This is a genomic window from Halosimplex marinum, from assembly GCF_051414075.1.
Taxonomy (GTDB): domain Archaea; phylum Halobacteriota; class Halobacteria; order Halobacteriales; family Haloarculaceae; genus Halosimplex; species Halosimplex marinum.
The window spans coordinates 291,039-312,864 of record NZ_JBLKNY010000003.1 but is presented as its reverse complement, the minus strand read 5'-3'; the positions used below and the strand labels follow the sequence as shown (position 1 = coordinate 312,864).

The 21,826-nt window shown below is 72.0% G+C and carries 23 protein-coding genes; 8 read left to right on the top strand and 15 right to left on the bottom strand.

Annotated features, from left to right (window positions below):
* Positions 1-8 precede the first annotated feature (8 nt).
* From ACMGFI_RS02520 to ACMGFI_RS02490, 7 genes are all read right to left on the bottom strand, one after another.
* On the bottom strand, positions 9-1,361 hold the full coding sequence (locus tag ACMGFI_RS02520) for an MFS transporter (RefSeq protein ID WP_436907086.1): 1,353 nt from the start codon (positions 1,359-1,361) through the stop codon (positions 9-11).
* A gap of 72 nt (positions 1,362-1,433) precedes the next feature.
* Positions 1,434-2,075: a thiamine phosphate synthase gene (gene thiE / locus ACMGFI_RS02515; protein ID WP_436907085.1), complete on the bottom strand. Its 642-nt coding sequence runs from the start codon at positions 2,073-2,075 to the stop codon at positions 1,434-1,436.
* A gap of 310 nt (positions 2,076-2,385) precedes the next feature.
* Positions 2,386-2,667 carry a hypothetical protein gene (locus ACMGFI_RS02510; protein ID WP_436907084.1) on the bottom strand — a complete coding sequence of 94 codons (282 nt, stop codon included), beginning with the start codon at positions 2,665-2,667 and terminating at the stop codon, positions 2,386-2,388.
* 117 nt (positions 2,668-2,784) lie between these two features.
* A complete protein-coding gene (locus tag ACMGFI_RS02505; protein ID WP_436907083.1) occupies positions 2,785-3,816 on the bottom strand; it encodes a class I SAM-dependent methyltransferase in 1,032 nt (343 codons plus the stop codon).
* A 61-nt stretch (positions 3,817-3,877) separates the two neighbouring features.
* Positions 3,878-4,438, bottom strand: coding sequence for an SHOCT domain-containing protein (locus tag ACMGFI_RS02500; RefSeq protein WP_436907082.1), 561 nt, complete (start codon positions 4,436-4,438; stop codon positions 3,878-3,880).
* A 60-nt stretch (positions 4,439-4,498) separates the two neighbouring features.
* A complete protein-coding gene (locus ACMGFI_RS02495) occupies positions 4,499-5,641 on the bottom strand; it encodes a 60S ribosomal export protein NMD3 (protein ID WP_436907081.1) in 1,143 nt (380 codons plus the stop codon).
* A gap of 715 nt (positions 5,642-6,356) precedes the next feature.
* Complete coding sequence (locus tag ACMGFI_RS02490) at positions 6,357-6,533, bottom strand: HVO_0416 family zinc finger protein (RefSeq protein ID WP_436907080.1); 177 nt, start codon at positions 6,531-6,533, stop codon at positions 6,357-6,359.
* 181 nt (positions 6,534-6,714) lie between these two features.
* Here ACMGFI_RS02490 and ACMGFI_RS02485 point away from each other — a divergent pair, with 181 nt between their 5' ends.
* The gene (locus ACMGFI_RS02485) at positions 6,715-8,049 is read left to right on the top strand and encodes an outer membrane protein assembly factor BamB family protein (protein ID WP_436907079.1); all 1,335 of its coding nucleotides are present in this window, start codon (positions 6,715-6,717) and stop codon (positions 8,047-8,049) included.
* A 36-nt stretch (positions 8,050-8,085) separates the two neighbouring features.
* On the opposite strand, the gene crcB is transcribed toward ACMGFI_RS02485, so the two are convergent.
* Both crcB and ACMGFI_RS02475 read right to left on the bottom strand, forming a co-directional pair.
* A complete protein-coding gene (crcB, locus tag ACMGFI_RS02480; protein WP_436907078.1) occupies positions 8,086-8,442 on the bottom strand; it encodes a fluoride efflux transporter CrcB in 357 nt (118 codons plus the stop codon).
* Positions 8,430-8,822, bottom strand: coding sequence for a fluoride efflux transporter FluC (locus tag ACMGFI_RS02475; RefSeq protein WP_436907077.1), 393 nt, complete (start codon positions 8,820-8,822; stop codon positions 8,430-8,432). Before ACMGFI_RS02475 ends, crcB begins: the two co-directional genes overlap by 13 nt.
* A gap of 150 nt (positions 8,823-8,972) precedes the next feature.
* On the opposite strand from ACMGFI_RS02475, the gene ACMGFI_RS02470 reads away from it, so the two are divergent.
* Complete coding sequence (locus ACMGFI_RS02470; protein ID WP_436907076.1) at positions 8,973-9,416, top strand: DUF7382 domain-containing protein; 444 nt, start codon at positions 8,973-8,975, stop codon at positions 9,414-9,416.
* Positions 9,417-9,493: 77 nt separating this feature from the next.
* Here ACMGFI_RS02470 and ACMGFI_RS02465 read toward each other — a convergent pair whose 3' ends face one another.
* From ACMGFI_RS02465 to ACMGFI_RS02455, 3 genes are all read right to left on the bottom strand, one after another.
* A complete protein-coding gene (locus tag ACMGFI_RS02465; protein ID WP_436907074.1) occupies positions 9,494-10,240 on the bottom strand; it encodes a protein-L-isoaspartate O-methyltransferase family protein in 747 nt (248 codons plus the stop codon).
* A 104-nt stretch (positions 10,241-10,344) separates the two neighbouring features.
* Complete coding sequence (locus ACMGFI_RS02460) at positions 10,345-10,971, bottom strand: protein-L-isoaspartate(D-aspartate) O-methyltransferase (RefSeq protein ID WP_436907073.1); 627 nt, start codon at positions 10,969-10,971, stop codon at positions 10,345-10,347.
* A gap of 1 nt (position 10,972) precedes the next feature.
* A complete protein-coding gene (locus ACMGFI_RS02455; protein WP_436907072.1) occupies positions 10,973-11,626 on the bottom strand; it encodes an HVO_0476 family zinc finger protein in 654 nt (217 codons plus the stop codon).
* Between the two features lie 166 nt (positions 11,627-11,792).
* Between ACMGFI_RS02455 and ACMGFI_RS02450 the strand changes: the two genes are divergently transcribed.
* Together ACMGFI_RS02450 and ACMGFI_RS02440 are read left to right on the top strand one after the other, a co-directional pair.
* The gene (locus ACMGFI_RS02450) at positions 11,793-12,794 is read left to right on the top strand and encodes a CPBP family intramembrane glutamic endopeptidase (protein WP_436907070.1); all 1,002 of its coding nucleotides are present in this window, start codon (positions 11,793-11,795) and stop codon (positions 12,792-12,794) included.
* A 614-nt stretch (positions 12,795-13,408) separates the two neighbouring features.
* Positions 13,409-14,908: a hypothetical protein gene (locus ACMGFI_RS02440; RefSeq protein ID WP_436907069.1), complete on the top strand. Its 1,500-nt coding sequence runs from the start codon at positions 13,409-13,411 to the stop codon at positions 14,906-14,908.
* Positions 14,909-14,935: 27 nt separating this feature from the next.
* Here the strand turns inward: ACMGFI_RS02440 and ACMGFI_RS02435 are convergent, their stop codons facing one another.
* The 3 genes from ACMGFI_RS02435 to ACMGFI_RS02425 form a co-directional block, all read right to left on the bottom strand.
* Positions 14,936-15,322 carry a methylglyoxal synthase gene (locus tag ACMGFI_RS02435; protein ID WP_436907068.1) on the bottom strand — a complete coding sequence of 129 codons (387 nt, stop codon included), beginning with the start codon at positions 15,320-15,322 and terminating at the stop codon, positions 14,936-14,938.
* A 71-nt stretch (positions 15,323-15,393) separates the two neighbouring features.
* A complete protein-coding gene (locus ACMGFI_RS02430; RefSeq protein ID WP_436907066.1) occupies positions 15,394-15,678 on the bottom strand; it encodes a HalOD1 output domain-containing protein in 285 nt (94 codons plus the stop codon).
* 429 nt (positions 15,679-16,107) lie between these two features.
* Positions 16,108-16,584: a deoxyuridine 5'-triphosphate nucleotidohydrolase gene (locus ACMGFI_RS02425; RefSeq protein WP_436907065.1), complete on the bottom strand. Its 477-nt coding sequence runs from the start codon at positions 16,582-16,584 to the stop codon at positions 16,108-16,110.
* Positions 16,585-16,720: 136 nt separating this feature from the next.
* Between ACMGFI_RS02425 and ACMGFI_RS02420 the strand changes: the two genes are divergently transcribed.
* The 4 genes from ACMGFI_RS02420 (at position 16,721) to rimI (ending at position 21,815) form a co-directional block, all read left to right on the top strand.
* A complete protein-coding gene (locus ACMGFI_RS02420) occupies positions 16,721-18,502 on the top strand; it encodes a sensor histidine kinase (RefSeq protein WP_436907064.1) in 1,782 nt (593 codons plus the stop codon).
* A gap of 156 nt (positions 18,503-18,658) precedes the next feature.
* On the top strand, positions 18,659-20,635 hold the full coding sequence (locus ACMGFI_RS02415; RefSeq protein ID WP_436907063.1) for an aconitate hydratase: 1,977 nt from the start codon (positions 18,659-18,661) through the stop codon (positions 20,633-20,635).
* 98 nt (positions 20,636-20,733) lie between these two features.
* Complete coding sequence (locus ACMGFI_RS02410) at positions 20,734-21,018, top strand: DUF433 domain-containing protein (RefSeq protein WP_436907061.1); 285 nt, start codon at positions 20,734-20,736, stop codon at positions 21,016-21,018.
* Between the two features lie 278 nt (positions 21,019-21,296).
* The gene (gene rimI / locus ACMGFI_RS02405) at positions 21,297-21,815 is read left to right on the top strand and encodes a ribosomal protein S18-alanine N-acetyltransferase (RefSeq protein ID WP_436907060.1); all 519 of its coding nucleotides are present in this window, start codon (positions 21,297-21,299) and stop codon (positions 21,813-21,815) included.
* Positions 21,816-21,826 lie beyond the last annotated feature (11 nt).

Sequence of the window (21,826 nt, the reverse complement as noted above, 5' to 3'; positions counted from 1 at the left end):
GTCCGTCGTCAGTCGGTCCGCTCGGCCGGCGCCTCGGCCGGGTCGCCGACGACCCGGACGGTCGTCAGCAGGGCGCCGATCCCGACCGTGAGGGCCGCGCCGAAGACGAACGGCGACCAGTAGACGACGAGGGCGTACAGCGCCGTCATGACCGGCGGGCCGACCGTCCGCCCGAGGCTGCCCGCCCCCTGCGTGACGCCGAAGGCGCCGCCCTGCCGGTCGGCGCTCGTCGCCAGCGACACCAGCGTCGTCAGCGAGACGTTCAGGAGGCTGTTCCCGAGCGACAGCAGCGTCAGCGCGCCCAGCAGCGCGACCACCCGCGGGCCGAACCCGAAGATCGCCCGCTCGCCCAGTAGCGCCCGCCCGATCTCCGGAGAGAAGGGGAACGCCGCGAGCGCGACGACCAGCAGCGCGGCGCCGGCGACGGCGAGCCGCCGGGCTGGAACCACGCGGGCGAGCCGGCCGACGACGACGCCCTGGTTGACCACCGCGAGCGCGCCGACGTACGTGAGCAGGAGCCCCGCCTGAGAGGCGTCGTAACCGTACACGTCCGCGACGTAGGGGATGAACGCCACCTGGACCCCGGAGAAGGCGACCGAGGCGACGAGGAAGGCGCCGACCAGCGGCCGGAGCGCGGCGTCGCGGGCGGCGTCGACGAACTGGCCGACGATCCGCGGCGGGCCGGCCGTCCGCGCCTGCCGTTCGGGTTCGGGCAGGAACGCCCACGTCCCGAGGAAGGCGACGAAGCTCAGGACGGCCGCGCCGAAGCTCGGCAGCGAGAAGCGCGTCGCCGGGACGAACTCCGGGAAGACGCTCGCCGCGGCGGCGACGACGCCGTCGCTCGCTAGCACCGACCCGAGCGCGGGCCCGAAGACGAACCCCAGGCCGAAGGCGGCGCCGACCAGCCCGAGCGCGCCGGCCCGCCGGTCGGCGGGCGTCACGTCCGCGATGTACGCCTGCGCGGTGGCGATGTTGCCGCCCATCGCGCCGGCGAGCATCCGCGCGAGAAAGAGCGTCGCCAGCGCCGCGGTCGCCCCCGCGGCCGCCCCGACCTCGCCGCCGAGCCCGAAGACGGTCCAGGCGACGGTGTTCGCCAGAAGCGAGAGCATGAGGACCGGTCGCCGGCCGCGGGCGTCCGACAGCTGTCCGAGCAGCGGCGCGGAGACGAACTGCATCAGCGAGTACGACGCCGCGAGCAGGCCGTAGACCACGTCCGTCCCGCCGAGGTCGCGGACGTAGAAGGGGAGGATCGGGACGACGATCCCGAACCCCAGCAGGTCGACGAACACGACGGCCAGCACCGCGACCAGCGCCCGCCGGCGTCCGGCGAGCGACGCGCCCACCGCGCGAGGGTCCTGCACGCCGGCCCGTTCGGCCCGCGAGCGGGAATAGCTAGGGTCGGCCTCGGCGCTGTTTGCTCCCGATCGGACCCGTCAATCCTCGCGGGCGTCGGCGACGGTCTCAGCCAGGTCGCGGGTCGCCGCCTCGGGGTCGTCGGCGCGGGTGACCGCCGTGATGACCGCGACGCCGTCGGCGCCCGCCTCGACGACCGGCGCGGCGTTGTCCGCGGTGACCCCCCCGATCCCCACGACCGGGATGTCGACGGCGTCGGCGATCTCGCCGACGCGCTCGGGGCCGATCTCGTGCTCGTCGTCGTCGATGTCGCCCTTCGAGCCCGTGGCGTAGACGGCGCCGACGCCGAGGTAGTCGGCGCCCGCTCTCTCGGCGCGGCGGGCGTCGTCGACGAACGACACCGACCGGCCGACCAGGGCCTCCTCGCCCAGTCGCTCGCGGGCGACCGCGACCGGCAGGTCGTCGTCGCCGAGGTGGACCCCGTCTGCGTCGACCGCCGCGGCGAGGTCAACCCGGTCGTTGACGACGAAGGTGACCCCCTCCTCGCGGGTGAGCGCCCGGAGCTTCCGACCCAGGTGGTAGCGCTCGCGGGCGCTCCGGTCCTTCTCGCGCAGCTGTACCACGTCGACGCCGCCGTCGATGGCCGCCTCGACGACCGCCCGCGTGGTCCGGTCCCCGGACAGGCTCTCCTGCGTGACGAGATAGACGCCCCAGTCGGTCATTGCCCGACTGTTCGAGCGCACCAACCTGTTACTTTCGAACCATCTTTCCCCGGCCGGTTCCCTCGGCGCGCGGAGCGCGCCTGCGTGGACTGCGTGGCGGCTACGCCGCCACGTCATTCGGTCGCGGGCTGTGCCCGCGACCCGCCCCCGGTCCGAAAACATGGGTGAAAAAGCCGGACGCTCCCCGCGGTCGCGTCCGGTGAACCGCCTCGTGGTTCGAGAGAGCTTCGCTCTCTCGTCACTGAACGAATCGGAGACAGCGACCGCGAGCGCGCCGAGGGCTTTCGGGGTCGCGTCTCTCGGTCCCGACTCACTCCTCGTCGAGCTGGGCCTCGACGCGGTCCCGCAGGGCGTCGGCGTGTTCCTTGGCCGTCGCGGCGTGGGTCGAGTCCTCGGTCTCGACCAGCCGCTCGACCGCCTCCCGGAGCGCGACGAAGTCGTCGGGGTCGTTCTCGAAGAAGTCGCCCAGCTCGGCGACGTGTTCCCGGGCCGCCGAGGCGTTGGTCTCGTTGTAGCCGACCTCCAGGCCGGCGAGACGGGCGTCTAGGTCTTCCAGCGTCTCAAGCACCCGCTCGTACGGCCCCGGCGCCATGTACGACCCTTCCTCCTCATGGGATAAAAACTACTGTGGTGACGGCGAGCGGCAATCGCCCCACGCTATCGGGGCGGTCTCACCGGACCGACCCGCTCGGTCCCACTGGATCGACAGTCACTCGACGCGCGCGTCGACGACGACGTGGGCCACGCCCTCGCTGTACCCCTTGACGCGCCGCGTGTCGAGGACTTCGACCGAGCGCCCGCGTTCGTCGACCGCGTCCCGGAGCCGTTCCACGGGGCGGTCGGGCACCAGCGCCTCAGGGGTCGCCTCGTGCATGTGGACGACGCCGCCGGGCTCCAGCGCCCCGAGCGCGCTGTCGAGGTACTCGTGGGCCTCGTAGTACCCCATCACGACCCGGTCGGCGCGCACGTCCGTCGCCGCGTCGACCTGCTCCAGCACGTCGCGGCAGTCCGCCCGATAGGGCTGGACGCGGTCGGTAACGCCGTTCCGGCGGACGTTCTCCAGCAGGTACTCGAACGAATCGGGGTTGCGCTCGACCGCGGTCACCTCGGCGCCCGCGCGGGCCATCGGGAGCGCGAAGTAGCCGATCCCGGCGAACATGTCGACGACGCGCTCGTTCTCCGAGACGACCTCGCCCATCCGCGCCCGCTCGGCCTTGTTCCCCGGCGAGAACATCACCTCGGCCAGGTCCATCGCGTAGACGGTGCCGTGCTCGCGGTGGACCGTCTCGGTGTCGCCCTCGCCCGCGATCACCGTCACGTCGGGCTCGCGGTGGGCGCCGGTGATCGGCCCGCGCGCGAGGACGGTGTCGGCGGCCCCGTGCAGGTCCAACAGCGCCTCGCCGAGTTCTTCCGGACGGGGCGCGTCGCCGGGGTCGACGAGGACGACCGTCCCCAGCACCGCCCACGACGAGGGCGCCCGGTCGACCTCCTCGTCGGTCCAGCCGCGCTCGCGGAGGTGGTCGGCCAGGTCCCGGATGCGTGGTTCACCCACCTGTCGCACGACCTCGCGGTAGTCGACGGCGTCGGGGACCGCCGTCACCGGGACCGAGACGCTACCCCCGTCGTACTCGCGGACCGAGCGGTCGGCGTCGTAGACGCCCACCCGCTCCAGGTCGTCGATGACCGCCTCCGCGCGGGACTTGTCGACGACCACCGCCAGTCGCTCGTCGCGCTCGTCCATCTACTCGCCACCAGACGGTCGACGGCCGAAACCGTTTCGAGTCGGGAGCGGCCGAGGGGGATCAGGTCGACTCGGGCTCGCGGTCCTGGCCGGGCGCCTGCGTGCGGTCACCGGACCGTACCCGTGACCCGCCGGGGTCGGCCTGCTCGCGCGCGGAGACGGACCCGGCGGTCCCCGGCGGGTCGTCGCCCGGGCGGCCGTCCGCTGCCCGCTCGTCGGTCGCGTCCTCGGCCGCCAGCAGCGCGTCGAGGCGCCGCTCGAACTCGGCCTGGTCGATCTCGCCGCTCGCGAACCGCTCGCGGAGCGTCTCGACGGGGTCGTCGCCGGCCGACCCCCCGCCGTTCGACGCTCCGCCGTCGAGCATCGACGGGAGGTCGACGGAGCGTTCGCCGAGCGATCCCGGCAGGTCCACGGGCGAGAGGTCGAGGACGACCCACGCGAGGATGGCGGTCACCGGCGTCGCGAACAGCCAGCCCGTCACCGCGATCTCCAGGGCGGTCACGACCCCGGCGTTGAACAGCGCCAGCAGGGCGACCGGCAGCGTCGCGACGGCGATCAGCACCGGCAGGAGCGCGACGAACCGGCGCGTCACGGTCCCGAGCGTGCGGAGGGCTTCGCGCATACGTCGGCCAACCGGCCGAACCACGAAAAAAGTTGCCGCTCCCCGGTCAGAAGGAGGCGGTCAGCCCTCGTCGGCGCCGACGGCGTCCCCAGGGAGGATGTGGAGGCCCTCGCGGTGTTTGATCACGGGCACCTCGTCGGCGTCGGTGTCGAAGTAGTCCGGCCGGGGGACGGTCTCGGCCGCGTAGGTCTCGGGGTCGAGCACCTGCACGGCGTTGTCGTCCTCGACGGCGACGACGGTGGTCTCGGCGGCGTCCTCGCGGGTACCGAGCCGGCGGGCCTCGGGGGCGTCGCCGTCCTCGAAGCTCGCCTCGTAGTCCTCGCCCGTCGCGAGTCGCGTCCCCTTGAGGTTGCCCCGGACGCTGCGGACCAGCACCGGGCCGTCGCCGTCCTCGGGGTCGATGACCTCGCCGGCGCGGTAGCGGGGCAGGCGGACGGCGAAGGTCACCCGGTAGACCTCGTTGCCGTCGCCGTCCTCGGTGACCAGCGTCTCGTAGTCCTCGAAACTGCCGCCCAGCCGGTCGACGATCCGTTTCGCGATCCCCTGGCCCATCTGGTTGGTGGAGATCTTCATGTCCAGCCCCTCGTCGACCTCGTCGACCTCCGTGATGAACGCGTTGCGGTCGCCGGTGGCCTCCCGGTCGGCGACGTACGCCTCGGCGACCTCCTGGGCGATCGCCTGCTCCTCGTCGGTCGGCGTCCGCTCGTCGGCGCGGACCTGCACGATGGCGGCGTAGGAGCCGCCGGCGATCCGGCCGCAGCGCTCGCAGGTCTGCCGCGCGATCTTGACGGGGACGACCACCTCCTCGGAGACGAGCGTCCCCCGGACCACGCCGGAGAACTGGCAGTGCATCCTGATGTTGTTCTCGTCGACCTGCTCGGGGGCGACCTCCCAGTTCACGTCGGTGGCCTCCAGGTGGACGCCCAGCGCCTCCGAGACCTCCTCGACGGCGATGTCGGTGTAGTCCTCGGCGCCCACGTCGACCCAGCGGTTGCCCCGGTGGACCGCGCCGCAGCGCGAGCAGACGCGCACGTCGATGCGGTCGGGCGCGTCCACGAGGTCGAACGCCGCGAAGTAACAGTCGTCGCAGAGCACGCTGTCGCCGTCCCGCGGCCCCGCCGCGCCCGGCGCCGCCGGCCGGGCGTCGAGGTTCGCCTCTATCTCGTCCCCGCATCGGGGGCAGAACTCGCCGGAGCGACTCATTGCCCCGGCGTACTGGCCCTGCGCGGTTAAGCGTCGCGTTCCCGACCGAGCGACGCTCTCGGACCCTCCCTCACCGTAGACGTACCGCACCGTTCCGGGCGGGACGGCGGAGAGGTCACCGAGGGCCAGCGTCGGAAGCCGACGCGCGCGACCGCGATCCCGACGAGCGCGACTGTGATGTTCGGTGTGCGATTTGAGTAGGTGATTCTGTCGAACCTGTCGTGAACCGAAGTCGTGCGAGAGTGACCGCACTCGACAGCAAGTGATGAAAGCCCTCGGCGCGCTCGCGGTCGCTGAGCGACATATCCGCGCTCTCGGCACCGCCCGCGCGGATAGGGGTCGCTCAGGCGACTACACAAGCGCGAGCGCGCCTCGCCCTTTCAGTCCGCCAGGACCAGCACCACACAGCAACCGCACCGCCCTGCACAGCACCGCAGACGGCCACATACCTCCCCAGCCGATTCGCTCTCTCGCTTCGCTCGCTCGCTCATCCACCGTCAGAGGCAAGCTCTAACGAGCCTTCTCTCACGAGTTCGAGAAGACCTCGCGCGGTGTCGTCGCGCGCATGAACGCGCGCTCCAGCGCGCGCCAACTGCACCGCGACCGCTCACCGCAACCGCTCCCTCCTGTACCGAACAATGCCACTGGAGTCAGGCCGAGTTCGGAGCAGGGGCTACTGGCGGAGAGAACACGGAAAACGGGTGTTCGGCGGATGCTACGCCGGTGACCAGCCGCATACCGAGCACTCTGTGGCGGCCGAGTCGTGGAGTCCCCCGCAGTCGGGGCACTGCTTTTTGTTGTAGTTTTCTTCCCAGCCCGCCTCCTCGACGTCGTGTCCACGGTCGCTCAGGAACTCGTCGAACATGTCGTCGGTGCTCGGTGCGGACGCCATACGTGCTACGCTATACCACACCACCATATAGGTCTATTGGTATGCGAAACCTTTGCACACGAACGGCGGGCCGGCGGGACCCGAAACTGGGGTGATACCGGGGGAGACAGGCCGAGTCGGTCGCCCGCGGCGGATCGAACGAACCCAAGGACATATGGCGTAGTTCACCGATAGGCCGGCCATGGCACGGAAGCGGGCGAGTCGTCGTCAGTTCCTGGCGACCGTGCTGGGGGCGTCGACGGTCGGACTGAGCGGCTGCGGGTCCGACGGCGACGCGACGGCGACTCCAGGGGACGCGGGCACAGCAACGCCGACCGACGCGCCGACCGAGACGGGGACGCCGACGGCGACGCCGACAGCGGAGCCGACGCCGACGGCCACCGCGGAGCCGACGGAGACGCCGACCGCCACGGCGACCGAGACGCCTGAGTCGACGGCGACCGCGACGCCGGACGCGTCGTCGTTCGCGGCGTGGCCGACGTTCATGCGCAACGACGAACACTGGGGGCACCATCCCGACGCGAGCGGGCCCCACGACGGCGTCTCGGTCGACTGGCGCGCCGAGTTCGACCAGGACGCCGTCAACGCGACGCCCGTCCTGGTCGACGGGACCCTGTACGTCGGCGCCGGCGGGGCCGGCGACGACGACGGGTCGTTCCACGCGCTGGACCCTCTCACCGGGGAGACGAAGTGGTCGAAGGACGTGGCCGCGCCGGTCACGAGCGCCGCGGCGATCGACGGCGGGTTCGCCTACGTCGGGACGACCAACGGCGTGTTCTACGCCCTGAACACCGACGACGGCTCGGTGTTCTGGGAGTGGGACCTGGGCTCGACGGAGGACTTCACCGCGCCGGTCGTCGTCGACCGGGGCGTCTACGTCGGGTCGACCAGCAGCCGCCTCTACAAGTTCGACGCGCTCGACGGCGGCCAGGAGTGGAACCAGAGCACCTACGGCGCGATCACCGCCTCGCCGGTCTACGCCGACGGGACGGTCTACGCCGCCAGCGCCGACCACGAACTCTACGCCGTCAGCGTCTCGGGGAGCCTCGAGTGGACGAAGGACCTCGGCGGGAGCGCCAACGGCGTCTCCCACCGGCGGGGGCGCCTGTTCGCCACGAGCGAGAGCAACACCGTCACCCAGGTCAACGCACGCGGCAGCACCGAGTGGGAGACTTCGCGGTCGGGAGCGTTCGCCGCCACGCCCGCCGTGACGGCCGACGGGGTGTTCGCCGGGACGCGCGAGGGAACGCTGTACGCGTTCGAGGCCAGCGACGGCCGCGAGCGCTGGCGGTTCACCGACCCCAGCGACGGCGTCACCGCCCCGCCGGTCGTCGCCGACGGCACCGTCTACGTCGGCTCCCGCGACGGTAGCGTCTACGCCGTCAGCGCCGACAGCGGCGACCTGGAGTGGTCGTTCGCCACGAGCAACAACATCGAGACGGCCGCCCCCGTCGTCGCCGGCGGCCGGGTCTACGTCGGCAGCCAGGACGGCACCCTCTACGCGCTCAGCGAGTAGCGCGGTCCGGGGTTCGTCCCCGCGCGTTCCGACCGGTCACCACACCGTCGCCGCGAGCGTCGACCCGACCCAGACGGCCGCGAGCGCGCCGACCAGGTTGACGGTCGCGTTCGCCAGCGCGCGGCGGCGCTCGCCCGTCTCGAACAGCCGCACCGTCTCGAAGGCGAACGTCGAGAACGTCGTGAACGCCCCGCAGAAGCCGGTCCCGAGCGCGAGCACCGCGCCCTCGCCGACCGGAGCCGCCAGCACCGCGCCGAGCGCGAGACTCCCGAGGACGTTCACGGCCAGCGTGTCGCCCGTCCGCGCGTCGATCCGTTCCCCGAGCAGGTGGCGCGCGAGCGCGCCGGCGACGCCGCCGAGCCCGACGAGCACGACCGGGTTCACGATACCCACCTCGCGACCCGGCGACCGCAGAGGACGCCCGCGAGTCCGACCGCGTAGTTCGCGGCGACGTTCGCCGCAGCCAGCGTCGGCCCGCCCGTCCCGGCCAGCGTCGTCGTCTCGGCGGCGAACGTGCTGTAGGTCGTGAACGACGAGAGGAAGCCGGTGCCGACGACCAGCCGCGCCTCCGCGCTCACGGCGTCGGAGAAGCGTTTCTCGTACAGCAGGACGCCGAGCGCGAAACTCCCCAGCCCGTTCGCGGCCAGCGTCCCCCAGGGGAAGGCGCCGGGGAGCGCGAGCGCCACCGCGTACCGCAGCGCCGCCCCCGCGAACCCGCCGACGGCGACGAGCGCGAGCGACTCCGGTCGGGTCAGCGCGCGGTCGTCGCTCATTCGCCCGAACCGACCCGCCGCTCGTACTCGTGTGTTTCCGTTCGGGTCGCGCGCCGCCGACCGTGGACCGACGACTGCAAGATTGGCCGGCCTCTCCGTGAAGAACCTTCGTCCGAGCGTTTATCCCGGGTAACGGGACCAGGGCCGCCCATGGAGCCACGAGCGCTCGCGGGAGACGAACGCGCCATCGAGGGACTGCCCATCAGACTCGTCATCGCCCTGGTCGTCGGAGTCGCCAGCCTCAGCGTGATGATGAACACGCTCGGCGGCATCCAGACCCTCGGGGTCACCGAACTCGACGTGAAACCCTCCCCCGAGGTCATCGACGAGGCCAGCACCGAGATCACCGTCGAAGTGGTCGAACCGCAGGGCGACCGGGTCGCCAACGCGACCGTCGTCGCCACCGGCGGCACCGCGACGCTGGACTCGGTGACGACCGCGCGGACGAACGCCAACGGCACTGCGACGCTGTCGCTGTCGCCGTCGCTCGGGCCGAACCAGCAAGAGGGGACGATACAGTTCGACGTGAAACCGCCCGCCGGCGGGCAGTACGCCGACGAGCGCGGGAACACGGAGGTGCTGGTCGTGAAGTGATAGGGCCGCTACACTGGGTCGACCGCCGGGGACGCTCACGCCGGAGGTAGCACCCGACCGGAGCGACCGCCGTCGGCTCAGCGCCCGACGGCGTCGTCCCAGTCGATCCACTCCTGTTCCCAGCCGGTCCGGCCCTCGGCGTTGCGGCGGGCGAACTCGCGGTCCTCGCGGCGGGTGCGGTTTCGCTCGACCGTGTCGGCCTGCTCGCCCTCGACGAGCATCGGCCGGAAGGCCACGCCGCCGAGCCGCTCGATGACCTCGCCGTCCTCGACGACCGCGAGGTCCTGCTCGCCGGCGCCGTGGGGCATGACCAGCCGGCCGCCCTCGGCGAGCTGGTCGACCAGCGCGGCGGGCGGGCTGATCGCTGCCGCCTCCAGCAGGATGCGGTCGAACGGGGCGTACTCGGGGAGCCCGTCGGCGCCGTCGCGGCGGTCGACGAGCACCTCCCCGTACCCCGCCTCGGCGAGGTTCCCCCGGGCCTCGATCACCAGACGGCGCGTGATGTCGATTGCGTGGACGCGCTCGGCGCCGGCCAGTTCCGCGACGACGGCCGCGGTGTAGCCGACGCCCGCGCCGACGACGAGCACCGAGTCGCCCTCCCGCACATCGAGGGCTTCGAGCAACCGCGCGACGGTGCTCGGCGCGAGCACGCGCGTCCCGAGCCGCTCGAACGGCCGGTCGGCGTAGGCGCCGCGGTCCTCCGCGACGAACGCCTCGCGGGGCACCTCGCGCATCGCGACCGAGAGGGCCTCGCTGCGGAGACAGCCCTTGCTCTCGTGCTCCAGGCTGTCGACCATGTCGTCGCGCAACACCGCGGGGTCCATGCTCGCCCGTCCGCCCTCGACGGTAATGAATGGCGCGGACCGGCCCGTCCCCCGGGCGTCCTCGCGCGGTGAGGGCACGCGGGCAGCGGGAGATGACCCGGGGGCTACTGCAACTCGACGAACCGGACGCCGCCGTGGTCTTCGCGGTCCAGCGAGCCGTCGGCGCGGCGACGGGCGCGGACGAGCGTCTGCTGGCGGCGGCCGATGGGGGCGAGCACGTACCCGCCGGGGCGGACCTGCTCGACGACGCTCTCGGGGAACTCGGGAGCGGCGCAGGTCAGGTACGCGCGGTCGTAGGGGGCGTGCTCGGCCCACCCCTCCTTGCCGTCGCCCGCGCGGACCGACACCGCGCCGTAGCCGAGCCGGTCCAGTCGCTCGCGGGCCGCCTCGGCCAGCGAGTCGTGGTACTCGACGGAGTAGACGCCTTCGGGACCGACGACCTCCGCGGTGACGGCGGCGTGGTAGCCACAGCCGGTGCCGACCTCCAGCACGTCGTCGCCGGCCGAGAGGTCGAGCAGGTCGGTCATCATCGCAACCATGTGCGGGGCGCTGATGGTCTGTCCCTCGCCGATGGACAGCGGCGTGTCGCGGTAGGCGTCCTCGCGCCGGGCCTCGGGGACGAACTCGTGGCGCGGGACGGTCGCCATCGCCTCCCGGACGCGCTCGTCGTCGACCCGGCCGCGGTCGTCGAGTCGCTCGACTAACCGCTCGCGGGCGGCCGCGAAGTCCATGCTACCACGCCGACCAGGCCGACGAGGTCTCGTCGCGCGCGTACACCCGCTTGATGTCCTTCGCGACGGCGCTGTCGCCCTCGAAGTCGAGCTTGTCGTGCTCGTAGCCGACGGCGTCGTCGCGGACGTGGATCCCCTCGACGGTGAACTCCTCGTCGCCCAGCTCCTCGGTCTCGCCGACGACGAACTCGTAGTCGCCCGGTACCTGGACGGTCACCGACTCCGTCTCGTCGTGCGTGCCGTCCTTCGGGTGCAAGGTCAGGTCGACGCTGACGTTGCCGACCGCGCGGGTCCAGATGGTCCGGACCTCCTCGGCGGACGCCGTCTCGGCGCGGCGCTCGTCGCCGAGTTCGAGGCTGGTGATCCGCGCGGTCACGATCGCCTCCTCCGTCTCCAGCAGGAACTCCTCGCCGACGGCCAGTTGCTCGCCCTCGGGCACGTCGGCGGTGGCGGTGAACGACTCGCCGTCCTGCGAGACGACCACCTCGCGCTCGAACTCCGTGGTCGACGGCAGCTGGTCCTTGTGCGTGTGACCGCACTCGGTACAGCGGATCGTGGCGTGGCCGCCGCCCGTCGTGAGCACCTCGTGGACCGTCTCCAGCGAGGGCGAACACGAGGGGCAGGCGACGGCGACTCGCTCTGCGGACTCTGTCATATCCGCGTGTTGCCCCCGAACGCGTAAAAGTCCGCTGAGTCGACGCTCCAGGGGACCGTTCGGCCGGCCCGCGCCGTCGGAGCGGGCGGGAGAGCGGCCGTATTCGACCCCGGACGCCACGGCATCGGGCGAATGTTCACGGTCCCCGACGACGAACGGATGCGACATGGACACTGAATCCGGGGTCCCGGAGTCCGGTCGGGGGGAGGGCCTCGGGAGCGGGGAACGGCTACAGCGACGCCGGATCGCCGTTTTCCTCGGCGTCACGTTCGCGGTGTCGTGGGCGACGGCGGCCGTCATCTACGCGCTGGGCGGGATCGACGGCGGTCCGACGCTGGCGCTGGGGATCCCGCTGTGGCTGGTCCTGCTCGCCGGTCCGTATATGTGGGGCCCGGCCGTCGGTCACGTCGCGACCCGGTGGCTGACCGACGAGGGGTTCGACCGCGGCGAGATGCTCCTCCGCGTGCGGACGCGCCCGCTCCCGTGGATCGTCGGGTGGGTCGGTCCCCTCCTCCTGATCCTCGTCGGCGCCGGCCTGTACTTCCTGGTGTACCCGGACCTGTTCGGCGGGATGGCGGCGGTCGCGGACCTGCTCGCGGCGCTGGAGGCGCAGACGGGCCAGGAGATCCCCCTCTCGCCGACGGCGTTTCTCGCCGTCCAGTTCGTCCAGGCGCTCGTCGCCGCGCCGCTGCTGAACAGCGCCGCCACCTTCGGCGAGGAGTTCGGCTGGCGGGCCTACCTGCTACCGAAGCTCGCGCCGCTGGGATGGCGGCGCGCGCTGCTCGCCCACGGCGTCGTCTGGGGCGTCTGGCACTGGCCGGTCATCGCGATGGGTCACAACTACGGCCTGGCGTACACGGGCGCGCCGTGGCTCGGGCTGGCTGCGATGACCGTCGCGACCGTGGGACTCGGGGTGTTCCTCGGCTGGGTCACCCTCCGGAGCGGTAGCGTCTTCCCCGCCGTCGTCGGCCACGCGATGATAAACGGCAGCGCCGGCCTCGCGACGCTGTTCGCCACCGCCGTCCCCAACCCCGTGTTCGGGCCGACGCCGGTCGGCCTGGTCGGCGTCGTCCCGTGGCTCGCCGTCGCGGCCGTCCTGTTCGTCCGGACCGACTGGCTCTATCCCGCCGAGCGCGGACAGTCCGAAAGTAGCGTCGAAAGCGTCTAGCCGGCAGACTATTCGGCCGACGGCACTCGATCTCCTCGCCGTCGGCGTAGACCGTGGGGCCGGTGACGATCCCGCCGAAGTGGACGGGCGCCGTGGTGTCGCCGCCGATGCCGTGGTCGTCCCCGATCGCGACGTGGACGGTCCGGCGGCCGTCTCGTCCAGCGGCTGACCCCACGAGGTCCTCGACGGCGAGGTTCGAGCCGATCCCCGGCTCCGCGAGGTTGTAGGCGTCCCGGCCTACCTCGTCGGCCGCGGCCTCGGCCGGCGCCCGCAGGGACGAATCGCTCACGTCCGACCCGAACGCAGCCGGCTGTAGGATCCTGTCCTCGGGTGGACGGCGCCAGCACGTCCGTCCGGGGCGGCGGTCGATAGGTACAACGGCTCTTTGAGTCTCGCGAAGGGGTTTAAGACGGTGGTGCGTAGCACGGGACGCCTTCCCACCCACCCCGCTGTCGGCCCTCCACCCACACCCCGTCCCCGCCCACCCGATCTCCGGGTGGTCTCCGCTCCGTCTCCCGCGGTCGCCGCGCCCGACTGCCTCCGTTCCGCCCCGTTCGCTGTCGGTCGTGCATCGGAACCTGCCCCTTTAGTAACACGAGTGTGACCGGTGACGTATGCGAAGCCGCCGATCCCTCCTCCGCCTGCTGGCCGCGGGAGCGACCCTCCCGCTCGTCGGGTGTAACCTCGGGCCCGGCGACGAGCCGGGAGACGGGACGGCGACCGACAGGGAGCCCACAGGCGGACCGACCGCGAGCGAGCGAGCGACGGCGACCGGGTCGGCGACACCGACGGCGACGGTGACCCCGACCGCGACGCCTGCACCGACTGCGACGCCGACCGAAACGCCGACCCGGACGCCAACACCCACCGCGACGCCCGGACGGGGCGAACAGGTGGCGGCGTTCACGGGCTCGGACTCACGCGAGTACGACCACTTCGGGGCGGCGCTCGCGGTGGCGGAGGACGCCCTCTTCGTCGCCGCGCCGGGCGACGCCCACTCCGAGACCGGCGGTCCGGAGGGGTCGGTGTACGTGTTCGAGCGGGCCGGCGGCGAGTGGCGCCAGCGGTCGAAACTCCGGCCCGACCCGGAGTCGTTCCCCTTCGACTACAGGTTCGGGACCGACGTCGCGGTGTCCGACGGGACGCTCGTCGTCGGCGCGCTGGAGCGGGTCGGGCCCCACAGCATCCCGAGAGGCGGGGCCGTCGTCTTCGCGGCCGGCGACGACGGCTGGGAGCAGACCGCGACGCTGCGCGCCGACCGCGCGTCGCCGGAGATCGAGGAGGCGTTCGGCCGGGCAGTCGCGGTCGACGGCGGAACGGTTCTGGTCGGCGCGCCGTGGGGAGCGGACGGCGACGAGCGACCGGGAGCGGTGTACGTGTTCGACCGTCTGGAAGGCGGGAGCGCCGACGGACCGACCGCCACCGGTCGACCGGCCGGCGAGTGGCGCCGGACGGCACGGCTCTCTCCGGACGCCGGGGACAGCGATTACTTCGGGCGCGCGGTCGCGCTCGACGGCGACGCGGCCCTCGTCGGGGCGCCGGAGTACGAGACGGCGGACGGCGACACCGTCGGGCGGGCCTACCTGTTCGAGCGCGGGAGCGGCGGGTGGCGCCGACGGACGGCGCTGGCGCCCGCGGTGAACCAGAACCCCGGCGACGGGGACCACCTCGGCAGTTCGGTCGCGCTCGAGGGGTCGACGGCGCTGGTCGCCGCCTGGGGCGCCGGCGAGCCCAACGGGTTCTACGGCGGCGCGGTCTACGCGTTCGAGCGGGTCGACGGCGACTGGATCCCGGAGACGAAACTCGCCGCCGCCGACGGCGACCCCCGGGACGTGTTCGGCAGCGACGTGGCGCTGTCGGGCGACCGGGCGCTGGTCGGCGCCGAACACGACGACTCGAACGGCGAGAACGCCGGCTCGGCGTACCTGTTCGGGCGCGACGACGACGGCGAGTGGCGCCAGGACGCGCGGTTGCTCCACGACGACCACGATCCGCACGACCTGTTCGGCACGTCCGTGGGGCTGTCGGCCGACCGGGGGTTCGTCGGGGCGATCGACGGCGAGACCGAGGCGAGCGGACCCAACGCGGGCGCGGTCTACGTCTTCTCGGCGTAGTGCACTCCCGTCGTCGACGGCCGCCGCTCAGGCGTCGGGGTCCGCGTCGGCGGCCAGCCCGTCGAGGAGGTACTCGGCGGAGGTCCGGGTCGTCGCCAGCGGCGTGTCGTGCACGTCACAGATCCGCAGGAGCGCGCTGATGTCCGGCTCGTGGGGCTGGGCGGTCAGCGGGTCCCGCAGGAAGATGATCCCGTCGAGGCGGTCCTCGGCGACCTCGGCGGCGATCTGTGCGTCGCCGCCGATCGGGCCCGACTCCTTGCGCTCGACCGGCAGGCCCGTCGCCTCGGCGACCCGCTTGCCCGTGGTGCCGGTCCCGACCAGATCGAACGTCGAGAGCAGCGACTCGTAGGTCTCCGCGAGGTCGATCATCTCGGGCTTCTCGTCGTCGTGGGCGATCAGCGCCAGGCGCGTCATACAGGGGGTTCTCGCCCCGGCGAGTTAGGCCTGTCCCGGCGCCGTCGGTCCGTCACGCCGCCGTCGCGCGGTCACTCGGCGCCGACGGTGACGTGGCCGCCGCCGTCGATGGTGACCTCGTGGCCCTCCACGGTGAAGGTCAGCGAGTCGCCCTCGCCCTCGCCGTCGAGCAGCGCCGCGAGGTCGTCGAGGTCGACGTACGATTCGGCGTCGGCTATCCCCTCGGGGTCGAGGTCCGTCGCGTCGGCGACCGCCGCCCCGACGGCCTCGTCTATCGGTCGCGGACTCACCCACCCGTCGCTCTCGTCCTCGCCCTCCCCTGGGGCGAGCACGTACAGGTCCTCGCTGGCTGGCATACCCCGTACGTCACCGGAGCGCTATATAGTACTACGACTGCGGTTTCACGCTCTGAAAGAACTGCCCCGGCCCGTCCGGCGACTCGACCCGCCGACCGGCTCGCTGGCGCGGCCGCTTTTCCCGCGCCCGCCCCGCCGGACCGGCCGATACCGAGGACTGGTCGACGGGAACGGCGCGGACGGGCGCCGGTCACGAGAGAAATCGGGGGACACCCCGATACACCGGTGTTGGAGGCGTCGTCCGGAAGTCGGATGTCAGAGGCACGGTCCGGGTGGCTCCCCCCAACACCGTTCGTACCGTTCGCCACAGCTTCGATTAATCTTACGGCCTGGCTGACCATGCACTGTTAAATATCGCCGTTCGGCAACAGCCCGCCTGTCGGCGATGGCGTGTCGGCCGGCGGGCCGCCGTGTCGGGATCCGACCGGGTCAGTCCATCCCCTCGCGCTGGTAGGCGCCGTCGTAGGTGTCGGCGTGGTTCGCCTCGGCGAGGACGAGCTGTGCGATCCGGGCGCCGGCTTCGAGTTCGACGGGGTGGTAGACCTCCAGCAGCCCCTCGCCGCGGCCCTCGTAGCCGGCGTCCCAGACGGCGGTGTCGAGCATACAGGAGTTGCGCAGCAGCGACGACCGCGGGTAGAGGAAGCCGACGTGACCCTCCGGGACCCGGACGGTGTCGGCGTAGCCGACGACGTACCCGCCGGCGTCCAGCCGGTAGACCGCGGTCCCGTCCGCCTCGTCGGGGTCGAGTTCGCGGCGCTCGCCGACCGTCTTGCCGTCCGTGCCGACCCGTCCGGGTTCGACCTGCTCGTAGACGGCGCCCAGTCGCAGGTCGACGCCGTTGGGCTGTACCTGCTCGTCGTCCACGTCGCCGAGGGCGTCGGCGACGAACCGCCCGCTCCTGAACATACGGGCCGTGGACCCCTCGCCCGCATAGCCGTTTCGTTCCCGTGGGCGCGCGCCGCCGGGCGCGGTCCGGCCGATCTCTGACCGGGACCGGCGGACGGACCCCACCATTCAAGCGGTTGGGCGCGCCTCTGGGGGTATGGCAGTCGCGACGTGGGTGCTGGTCGTGCTGGTCTGCTCGGTCGCGTCGACGGCCGCGCTCGCGGTCGCCGGGTGGGGGAACCGCCGCGTGGTCGGGGTCGACTGGTTCGTCGCAACGATGGCGTTGACGACGCTGTGGACGGCGCTCACCGTCGTCAAGGTACTGGTACACGTCCGGCCCGTCCAGCTGTTCGCGCACCTGACGGTCACGGCCGCGGCGGTCGCGGTGCCGGTGGTCTGGTTCAGTTTCGTCGTCGAGTACACCGGCCACGGGACCCTGCTCGACGCCCGGGGGCTGGCCGCGCTGTGGGCGGTTCCCGGCGCGGCCCTGCTCGGGGTCGTCTCCTCGCCGGTGACGGATCTGTACTACGCCCGGTTCCGGTTCGTCGACCACGGCGGCGGGGTCGTCATCGAAGCCGCGCCGGGGCCGCTGGCGTGGGTCAACCTCGCGTACGCGGTCGTCCTGCTGGTCGCCGGCCTGTGGCTGGTCGCGCGGATGCTCTGGGAGCACGACCGGCTCTACTCGGGGCAGGCGGCCGGCCTGCTCCTCGGGTCGGTCGCGCCGGTCGCGCTGCTGGTCCCGGCGGTGCTCGACCTCCTCCCGCCGGAGGTTCCGGCCATCGCCCTCGGGTTCTCGGTGCTCGGCGTCGGCTACGGGTACAGCCTGTTCGAACACCGGCTGTTCGACCTTACGCCGGCCTCGCGGCGGATCGGCGTCCCCGAGGCGTTCGACGACCTCGGGGAGGGCGTCGCCGTCGTCGACACCGACGGCGACGTGGTCGCGGTCAACGAGCGGGCCTGCGAGCTGTTCGACTGCCGGCGGGGCGCCGTCCTCGGGGAGCCGCTCGCAGCGGTCTCGGCGGCGCTGGACGGTCTCGACGCCGGGACGACGGACGTTCGCTCGGGCCGGCGCGTCCTGTCGGTGTCGGTCTCGACCGTGCGCGACGCCCGGGACCGCTCGACCGGGCGCGCGCTCGTCGTCAGGGACGTGACCGAGGACCGGCGCCGCCAGCAGCGGCTGAACGTGCTCGACCGGGTCTTCCGGCACAACATCCGCAACGCGATGAACGCCGTCGTCGGCCCGGCGGCGATGCTGGCCGACCGCGTCGACGAGAGGGACCGCGAGCTGGCGCGGACCGTCGCGGACGCGGGCCGGGAGGTCGTCGCCCTCAGCGAGTCCGTCCGCGACATCGAGGACGCGATGGGGCGCCCGGTCGAACCCGCCGACGTGTCCGTCGGGCGACTCGTCGACGACGCGCTGGCGGCCGTCGATCCGCCCGACGTCGTCGAGACGACCGTCGACCTGCCGGACGGACCGACGCTCCGGACCGACCCCCGGACGCTCTCGCTCGTCGTGCGGAACGCCGTCGCCAACGCGGTCGAGCATGGGACCGACGAGACCGGACGGGTCGCCGTGTCGGCCGACCGGCGGGCGGACGGCTGGCTCCTCCGCGTCGCGGACGACGGCCCCGGGATCCCGCGGGCGGAACTCGACGTACTGCGGGCGGGGACCGAGACGCAACTCGCCCACGGGAGCGGCCTGGGCCTGTGGGCGATCCACTGGGGCGTCACGCGGGTCGGCGGCGCCGTCCGCTTCGAGACCGACGACGGCACCCGCGTCACGCTCTGGGTGCCGGAACTGCCGGGCGACGGCCGCGATATCTCGGGTGCGCCCGTCCCCGAAGATGTCCACGACGGCGACTGGTTCGGCGTCGATCCCGCCGACCCGGACCTCCGGTCACGGCCCTCCGCCGGCGCCCCGGACCGCCCGGCGAACTGACGACCGCGTTCACCGAAGCCGAACGGCTGACAGCGACGGTAGTCGTGACTGCGAACGACGATGGTCGAAATCGCGGGACTGCGCGGCTGTGACACCTGACAACACTCGCGGCGACTCGCGGGTTTTATATCCGCTCGTGTGCCATTGTGGGACGTTATGGGACAGACACTCACCGAGAAGATCCTCGACGACCACCTCGTCGAGGGCGAACTCGAGCCCGGCGAGGAGATCGGGATCGAGATCGACCAGGTCCTGACGCAGGACACGACGGGAACGCTCGTCTGGCTGCAGTTCGACGCGCTCGATCTGGACAATGTCCAGACCGAAGTGGCCGCGCAGTACTGCGACCACCAGACCTACCAGTTCGACTTCAAGAACACGGACGACCACCGCTTCCTGCGGTCGGCGGCCGGCAAGTTCGGCGCGCACTTCTCGCGGCCGGGCAACGGCATCTGCCACAACGTCCACAAGGAGAACTTCGCCGCGCCGGGCAAGACGATGCTCGGGTCGGACAGCCACACGCCGACCCCCGGCGGCCTGGGCGAACTCGCCATCGGCGCCGGCGGCCTCGACGTCGCCGTCGCGATGGGCGGGGGCGCCTACTACATCGACATGCCCGAGGTCGTCAACGTCCGCCTGGAGGGTGAACTGCCCGAGTGGGCCACCGCCAAGGACGTCATCCTCGAGCTGCTCCGTCGCCTCTCCGTGAAGGGCGGGGTCGGCAAGATCTTCGAGTACACCGGCCCCGGCGTCGAGAGCCTCTCGGTGCCCGAGCGGACCACCATCACCAACATGGGCACCGAACTCGGTGCCACCTCCTCGATCTTCCCGACCGACGAGAAGACCGAGGAGTACCTCGAAGCCGTCGGCCGCCCCGAGGACTACGAGGAGGTCGCGCCCGACGAGGACGCCGAGTACCACGACGAGATCACGGTCGACCTGTCAGAGCTCGAGCCGCTGATCGCCGAGCCGTCGATGCCCGACAACATCGTGCCCGTCCGCGAGGTCGCGGGCACGGACGTCGACCAGGTCATCATCGGCTCCTGTACGAACGGCGCCTACGAGGACATCCTCCCCGCGGCGAAGATGCTGGAGGGCCGCAACACGGCGAAGACGACCGAGATGATCGTCGCGCCCGGCTCCAAGCAGGCCTCCGAGATGCTGGCCCGCGAGGGCTGGACCGCGGAGATGATGGCCGCCGGCGTCAACTTCTCCGAGGCGACCTGCGGCGCGTGTATCGGCAACGGCCACGTGCCCGCCTCCGACTCCGTGTCGCTGCGCACCTTCAACCGCAACTTCGAGGGCCGGTCGGGCATCGAGGACGACTCCGTCTACCTCTGCTCGCCGGAGGTCGCCACGGCGGCCGCCCTCAAGGGCGAGATCGTCGACCCGCGCGACCTGGCCGACGAGCTCGGCGACCTCGAGGACCCCGGCTTCGAGCTGGGCGACAACTACGTCGGCGCCAGCGAGTCCGACCTCATCGCGCCCGACGAGGCCGTCGACGACGAGCTCATCAAGGGCCCCAACATCGGCGACGTGCCGCTGAAGGACCCGCTCGCCTCCGACCTGTCGGGCGAGATCCTGCTGAAGATGCCCGACAACATCACGACCGACCACATCAGCCCCGCCAACGCCGACGTGCTGATGTACCGGTCGAACATCCCCAAACTCTCGGAGTTCACGCTCACCCGCGTCGACGAGACGTTCCCCGACCGGGCCATGGAGGCCGACGGCGGCGTCCTGCTCGCCGGCGAGAACTACGGCCAGGGTTCCTCGCGCGAGCACGCGGCGCTGTGCCCGATGTACCTCGGTATCGAGGCCGTCCTCGCCCAGAGCTTCGCCCGCATCCACAAGGCGAACCTCTTCAACTTCGGCATCGTCCCGCTGACGATCGACGAGGACACCTACGAGGACATCGACCAGGGCGACACCGTCGAGATCGTCGACGACCTGGCCGAGGCCGTCCGCTCCGGCCGGGAGGAGTTCACCGTCCGCGTCAACGACGACTGGGAGGCCACCGCCCACCTGGACGCCTCCGAGCGCGAACGGGAGATCCTCGCCGACGGCGGCAAGCTCAGCCACGTCAAACAGCAGCACCAGTCCGGTGACGGCGCGGCGACCGCCGACGACTGACCGGCTCGCCACACCTTCGCATTCTTTCGCGCGCTACCCGCCGAGCGGCGGCGCCGCGGAGCCGGACGTTCAAGTACGGTGGCGAGCAAGTAGCAGGTATGAGCCAGGTCACGAGGCGGATCGTCCACGAACTCCACGACGAGCCCCATCTCGAAGGCCGCCGGACGACCGTCCGGTTCGTCAAGACGCAGGTCGAGGACCGCGGGCTCGACCCGCGGACGGTCGCCGACCGCCACGACCTCGACGTAGCCGACGTGTACAGGGCGCTCACGTATCATCACGATAATCCCGAAGAGATGCGATCGGTGGAGCGCCGGCGCGAGGCGGCCGTCGAAGACTACGAGCACCTGACGACCGATCCGGACAGCCTCCGAACCTGCTGACTGGTGCGATATTGCGGTACGTCGGCCCGAGTCGGATCTGGCAGTCGGAACCATCAGTCGAACCGGGGAAACGGAAAGAGAGTGGGTGGGGTGGGGAGGGTGGGGTGGCACCCATCGCGGGTGCGTTCGCCGGTGGGTAGGTCGCGGTTAAGAATTTTCTGATCACCGCGGGGTCGCGTGGTTTTTCGTGAGGGATCGGCGTCCCTCGGGCTGTGCCTCGCCAGCGGACTCGTCGGCCGGCAGTAGACATTTGTAGGGCCGTCGCCTACCCGGCGGTAGTGACGACCGTCCCAGCGGACGAGGAGGCGGGCTCGGACGTACACGTCCGGGAGGCCGAGCGGGCGGACCTGCTCGCGGTCTTCCACATCGAGCAGGAGGCGTTCCCCCAGCCGTGGCCGTTCTCGGCGTTCGAGCGCTTCCTCGACGAGCCCGGCTTCCTGGTCGCGCAGGTCCGCGACGACGCCGACTCCCGCGAGACGGCGACGGTCGGCGACGACGGCCGCGTCGTCGGCTACGTCGTCGCCGACGTGGTCCCCGAGCACGGCGACTCGCTCGGGCACATCAAGGACATCGCCGTCGCCGAGGAGTGTCGCGGGCAGGGTGTCGGTCGCCGGCTGCTCCAGCGGGCGCTGACCGTCCTCGCGACCGAGAGCGTCGGCTCGGTGAAACTCGAAGTCCGGGAGTCCAACGACACGGCCAGGCGGCTCTACCGCGGGTTCGGCTTCGAACGCCGCGGCCGGCTCCCCGGCTACTACTCCAACGGCGAGGACGCGCTCGTGATGGTCCGGGAGTTCTGAGCGACCGTCGC

What these genes read in the sequence shown, in the direction of transcription:
- ACMGFI_RS02450 (WP_436907070.1), top strand. Translation starts at nt 11,793, where the DNA reads ATGGACACTGAATCCGGGGTCCCGGAGTCCGGTCGGGGGGAGGGCCTC.
- thiE (WP_436907085.1), bottom strand. Translation starts at nt 2,075, where the DNA reads ATGACCGACTGGGGCGTCTATCTCGTCACGCAGGAGAGCCTGTCCGGG.
- ACMGFI_RS02485 (WP_436907079.1), top strand. Translation starts at nt 6,715, where the DNA reads ATGGCACGGAAGCGGGCGAGTCGTCGTCAGTTCCTGGCGACCGTGCTG.
- ACMGFI_RS02415 (WP_436907063.1), top strand. Translation starts at nt 18,659, where the DNA reads ATGGGACAGACACTCACCGAGAAGATCCTCGACGACCACCTCGTCGAG.
- ACMGFI_RS02440 (WP_436907069.1), top strand. Translation starts at nt 13,409, where the DNA reads ATGCGAAGCCGCCGATCCCTCCTCCGCCTGCTGGCCGCGGGAGCGACC.
- ACMGFI_RS02465 (WP_436907074.1), bottom strand. Translation starts at nt 10,240, where the DNA reads ATGGACCCCGCGGTGTTGCGCGACGACATGGTCGACAGCCTGGAGCAC.
- ACMGFI_RS02475 (WP_436907077.1), bottom strand. Translation starts at nt 8,822, where the DNA reads ATGAGCGACGACCGCGCGCTGACCCGACCGGAGTCGCTCGCGCTCGTC.
- ACMGFI_RS02490 (WP_436907080.1), bottom strand. Translation starts at nt 6,533, where the DNA reads ATGGCGTCCGCACCGAGCACCGACGACATGTTCGACGAGTTCCTGAGC.
- ACMGFI_RS02510 (WP_436907084.1), bottom strand. Translation starts at nt 2,667, where the DNA reads ATGGCGCCGGGGCCGTACGAGCGGGTGCTTGAGACGCTGGAAGACCTA.
- ACMGFI_RS02460 (WP_436907073.1), bottom strand. Translation starts at nt 10,971, where the DNA reads ATGGACTTCGCGGCCGCCCGCGAGCGGTTAGTCGAGCGACTCGACGAC.
- ACMGFI_RS02495 (WP_436907081.1), bottom strand. Translation starts at nt 5,641, where the DNA reads ATGAGTCGCTCCGGCGAGTTCTGCCCCCGATGCGGGGACGAGATAGAG.
- ACMGFI_RS02505 (WP_436907083.1), bottom strand. Translation starts at nt 3,816, where the DNA reads ATGGACGAGCGCGACGAGCGACTGGCGGTGGTCGTCGACAAGTCCCGC.
- ACMGFI_RS02430 (WP_436907066.1), bottom strand. Translation starts at nt 15,678, where the DNA reads ATGCCAGCCAGCGAGGACCTGTACGTGCTCGCCCCAGGGGAGGGCGAG.
- ACMGFI_RS02410 (WP_436907061.1), top strand. Translation starts at nt 20,734, where the DNA reads ATGAGCCAGGTCACGAGGCGGATCGTCCACGAACTCCACGACGAGCCC.
- ACMGFI_RS02500 (WP_436907082.1), bottom strand. Translation starts at nt 4,438, where the DNA reads ATGCGCGAAGCCCTCCGCACGCTCGGGACCGTGACGCGCCGGTTCGTC.
- ACMGFI_RS02435 (WP_436907068.1), bottom strand. Translation starts at nt 15,322, where the DNA reads ATGACGCGCCTGGCGCTGATCGCCCACGACGACGAGAAGCCCGAGATG.
- ACMGFI_RS02425 (WP_436907065.1), bottom strand. Translation starts at nt 16,584, where the DNA reads ATGTTCAGGAGCGGGCGGTTCGTCGCCGACGCCCTCGGCGACGTGGAC.
- ACMGFI_RS02455 (WP_436907072.1), bottom strand. Translation starts at nt 11,626, where the DNA reads ATGACAGAGTCCGCAGAGCGAGTCGCCGTCGCCTGCCCCTCGTGTTCG.
- ACMGFI_RS02420 (WP_436907064.1), top strand. Translation starts at nt 16,721, where the DNA reads ATGGCAGTCGCGACGTGGGTGCTGGTCGTGCTGGTCTGCTCGGTCGCG.
- ACMGFI_RS02470 (WP_436907076.1), top strand. Translation starts at nt 8,973, where the DNA reads ATGGAGCCACGAGCGCTCGCGGGAGACGAACGCGCCATCGAGGGACTG.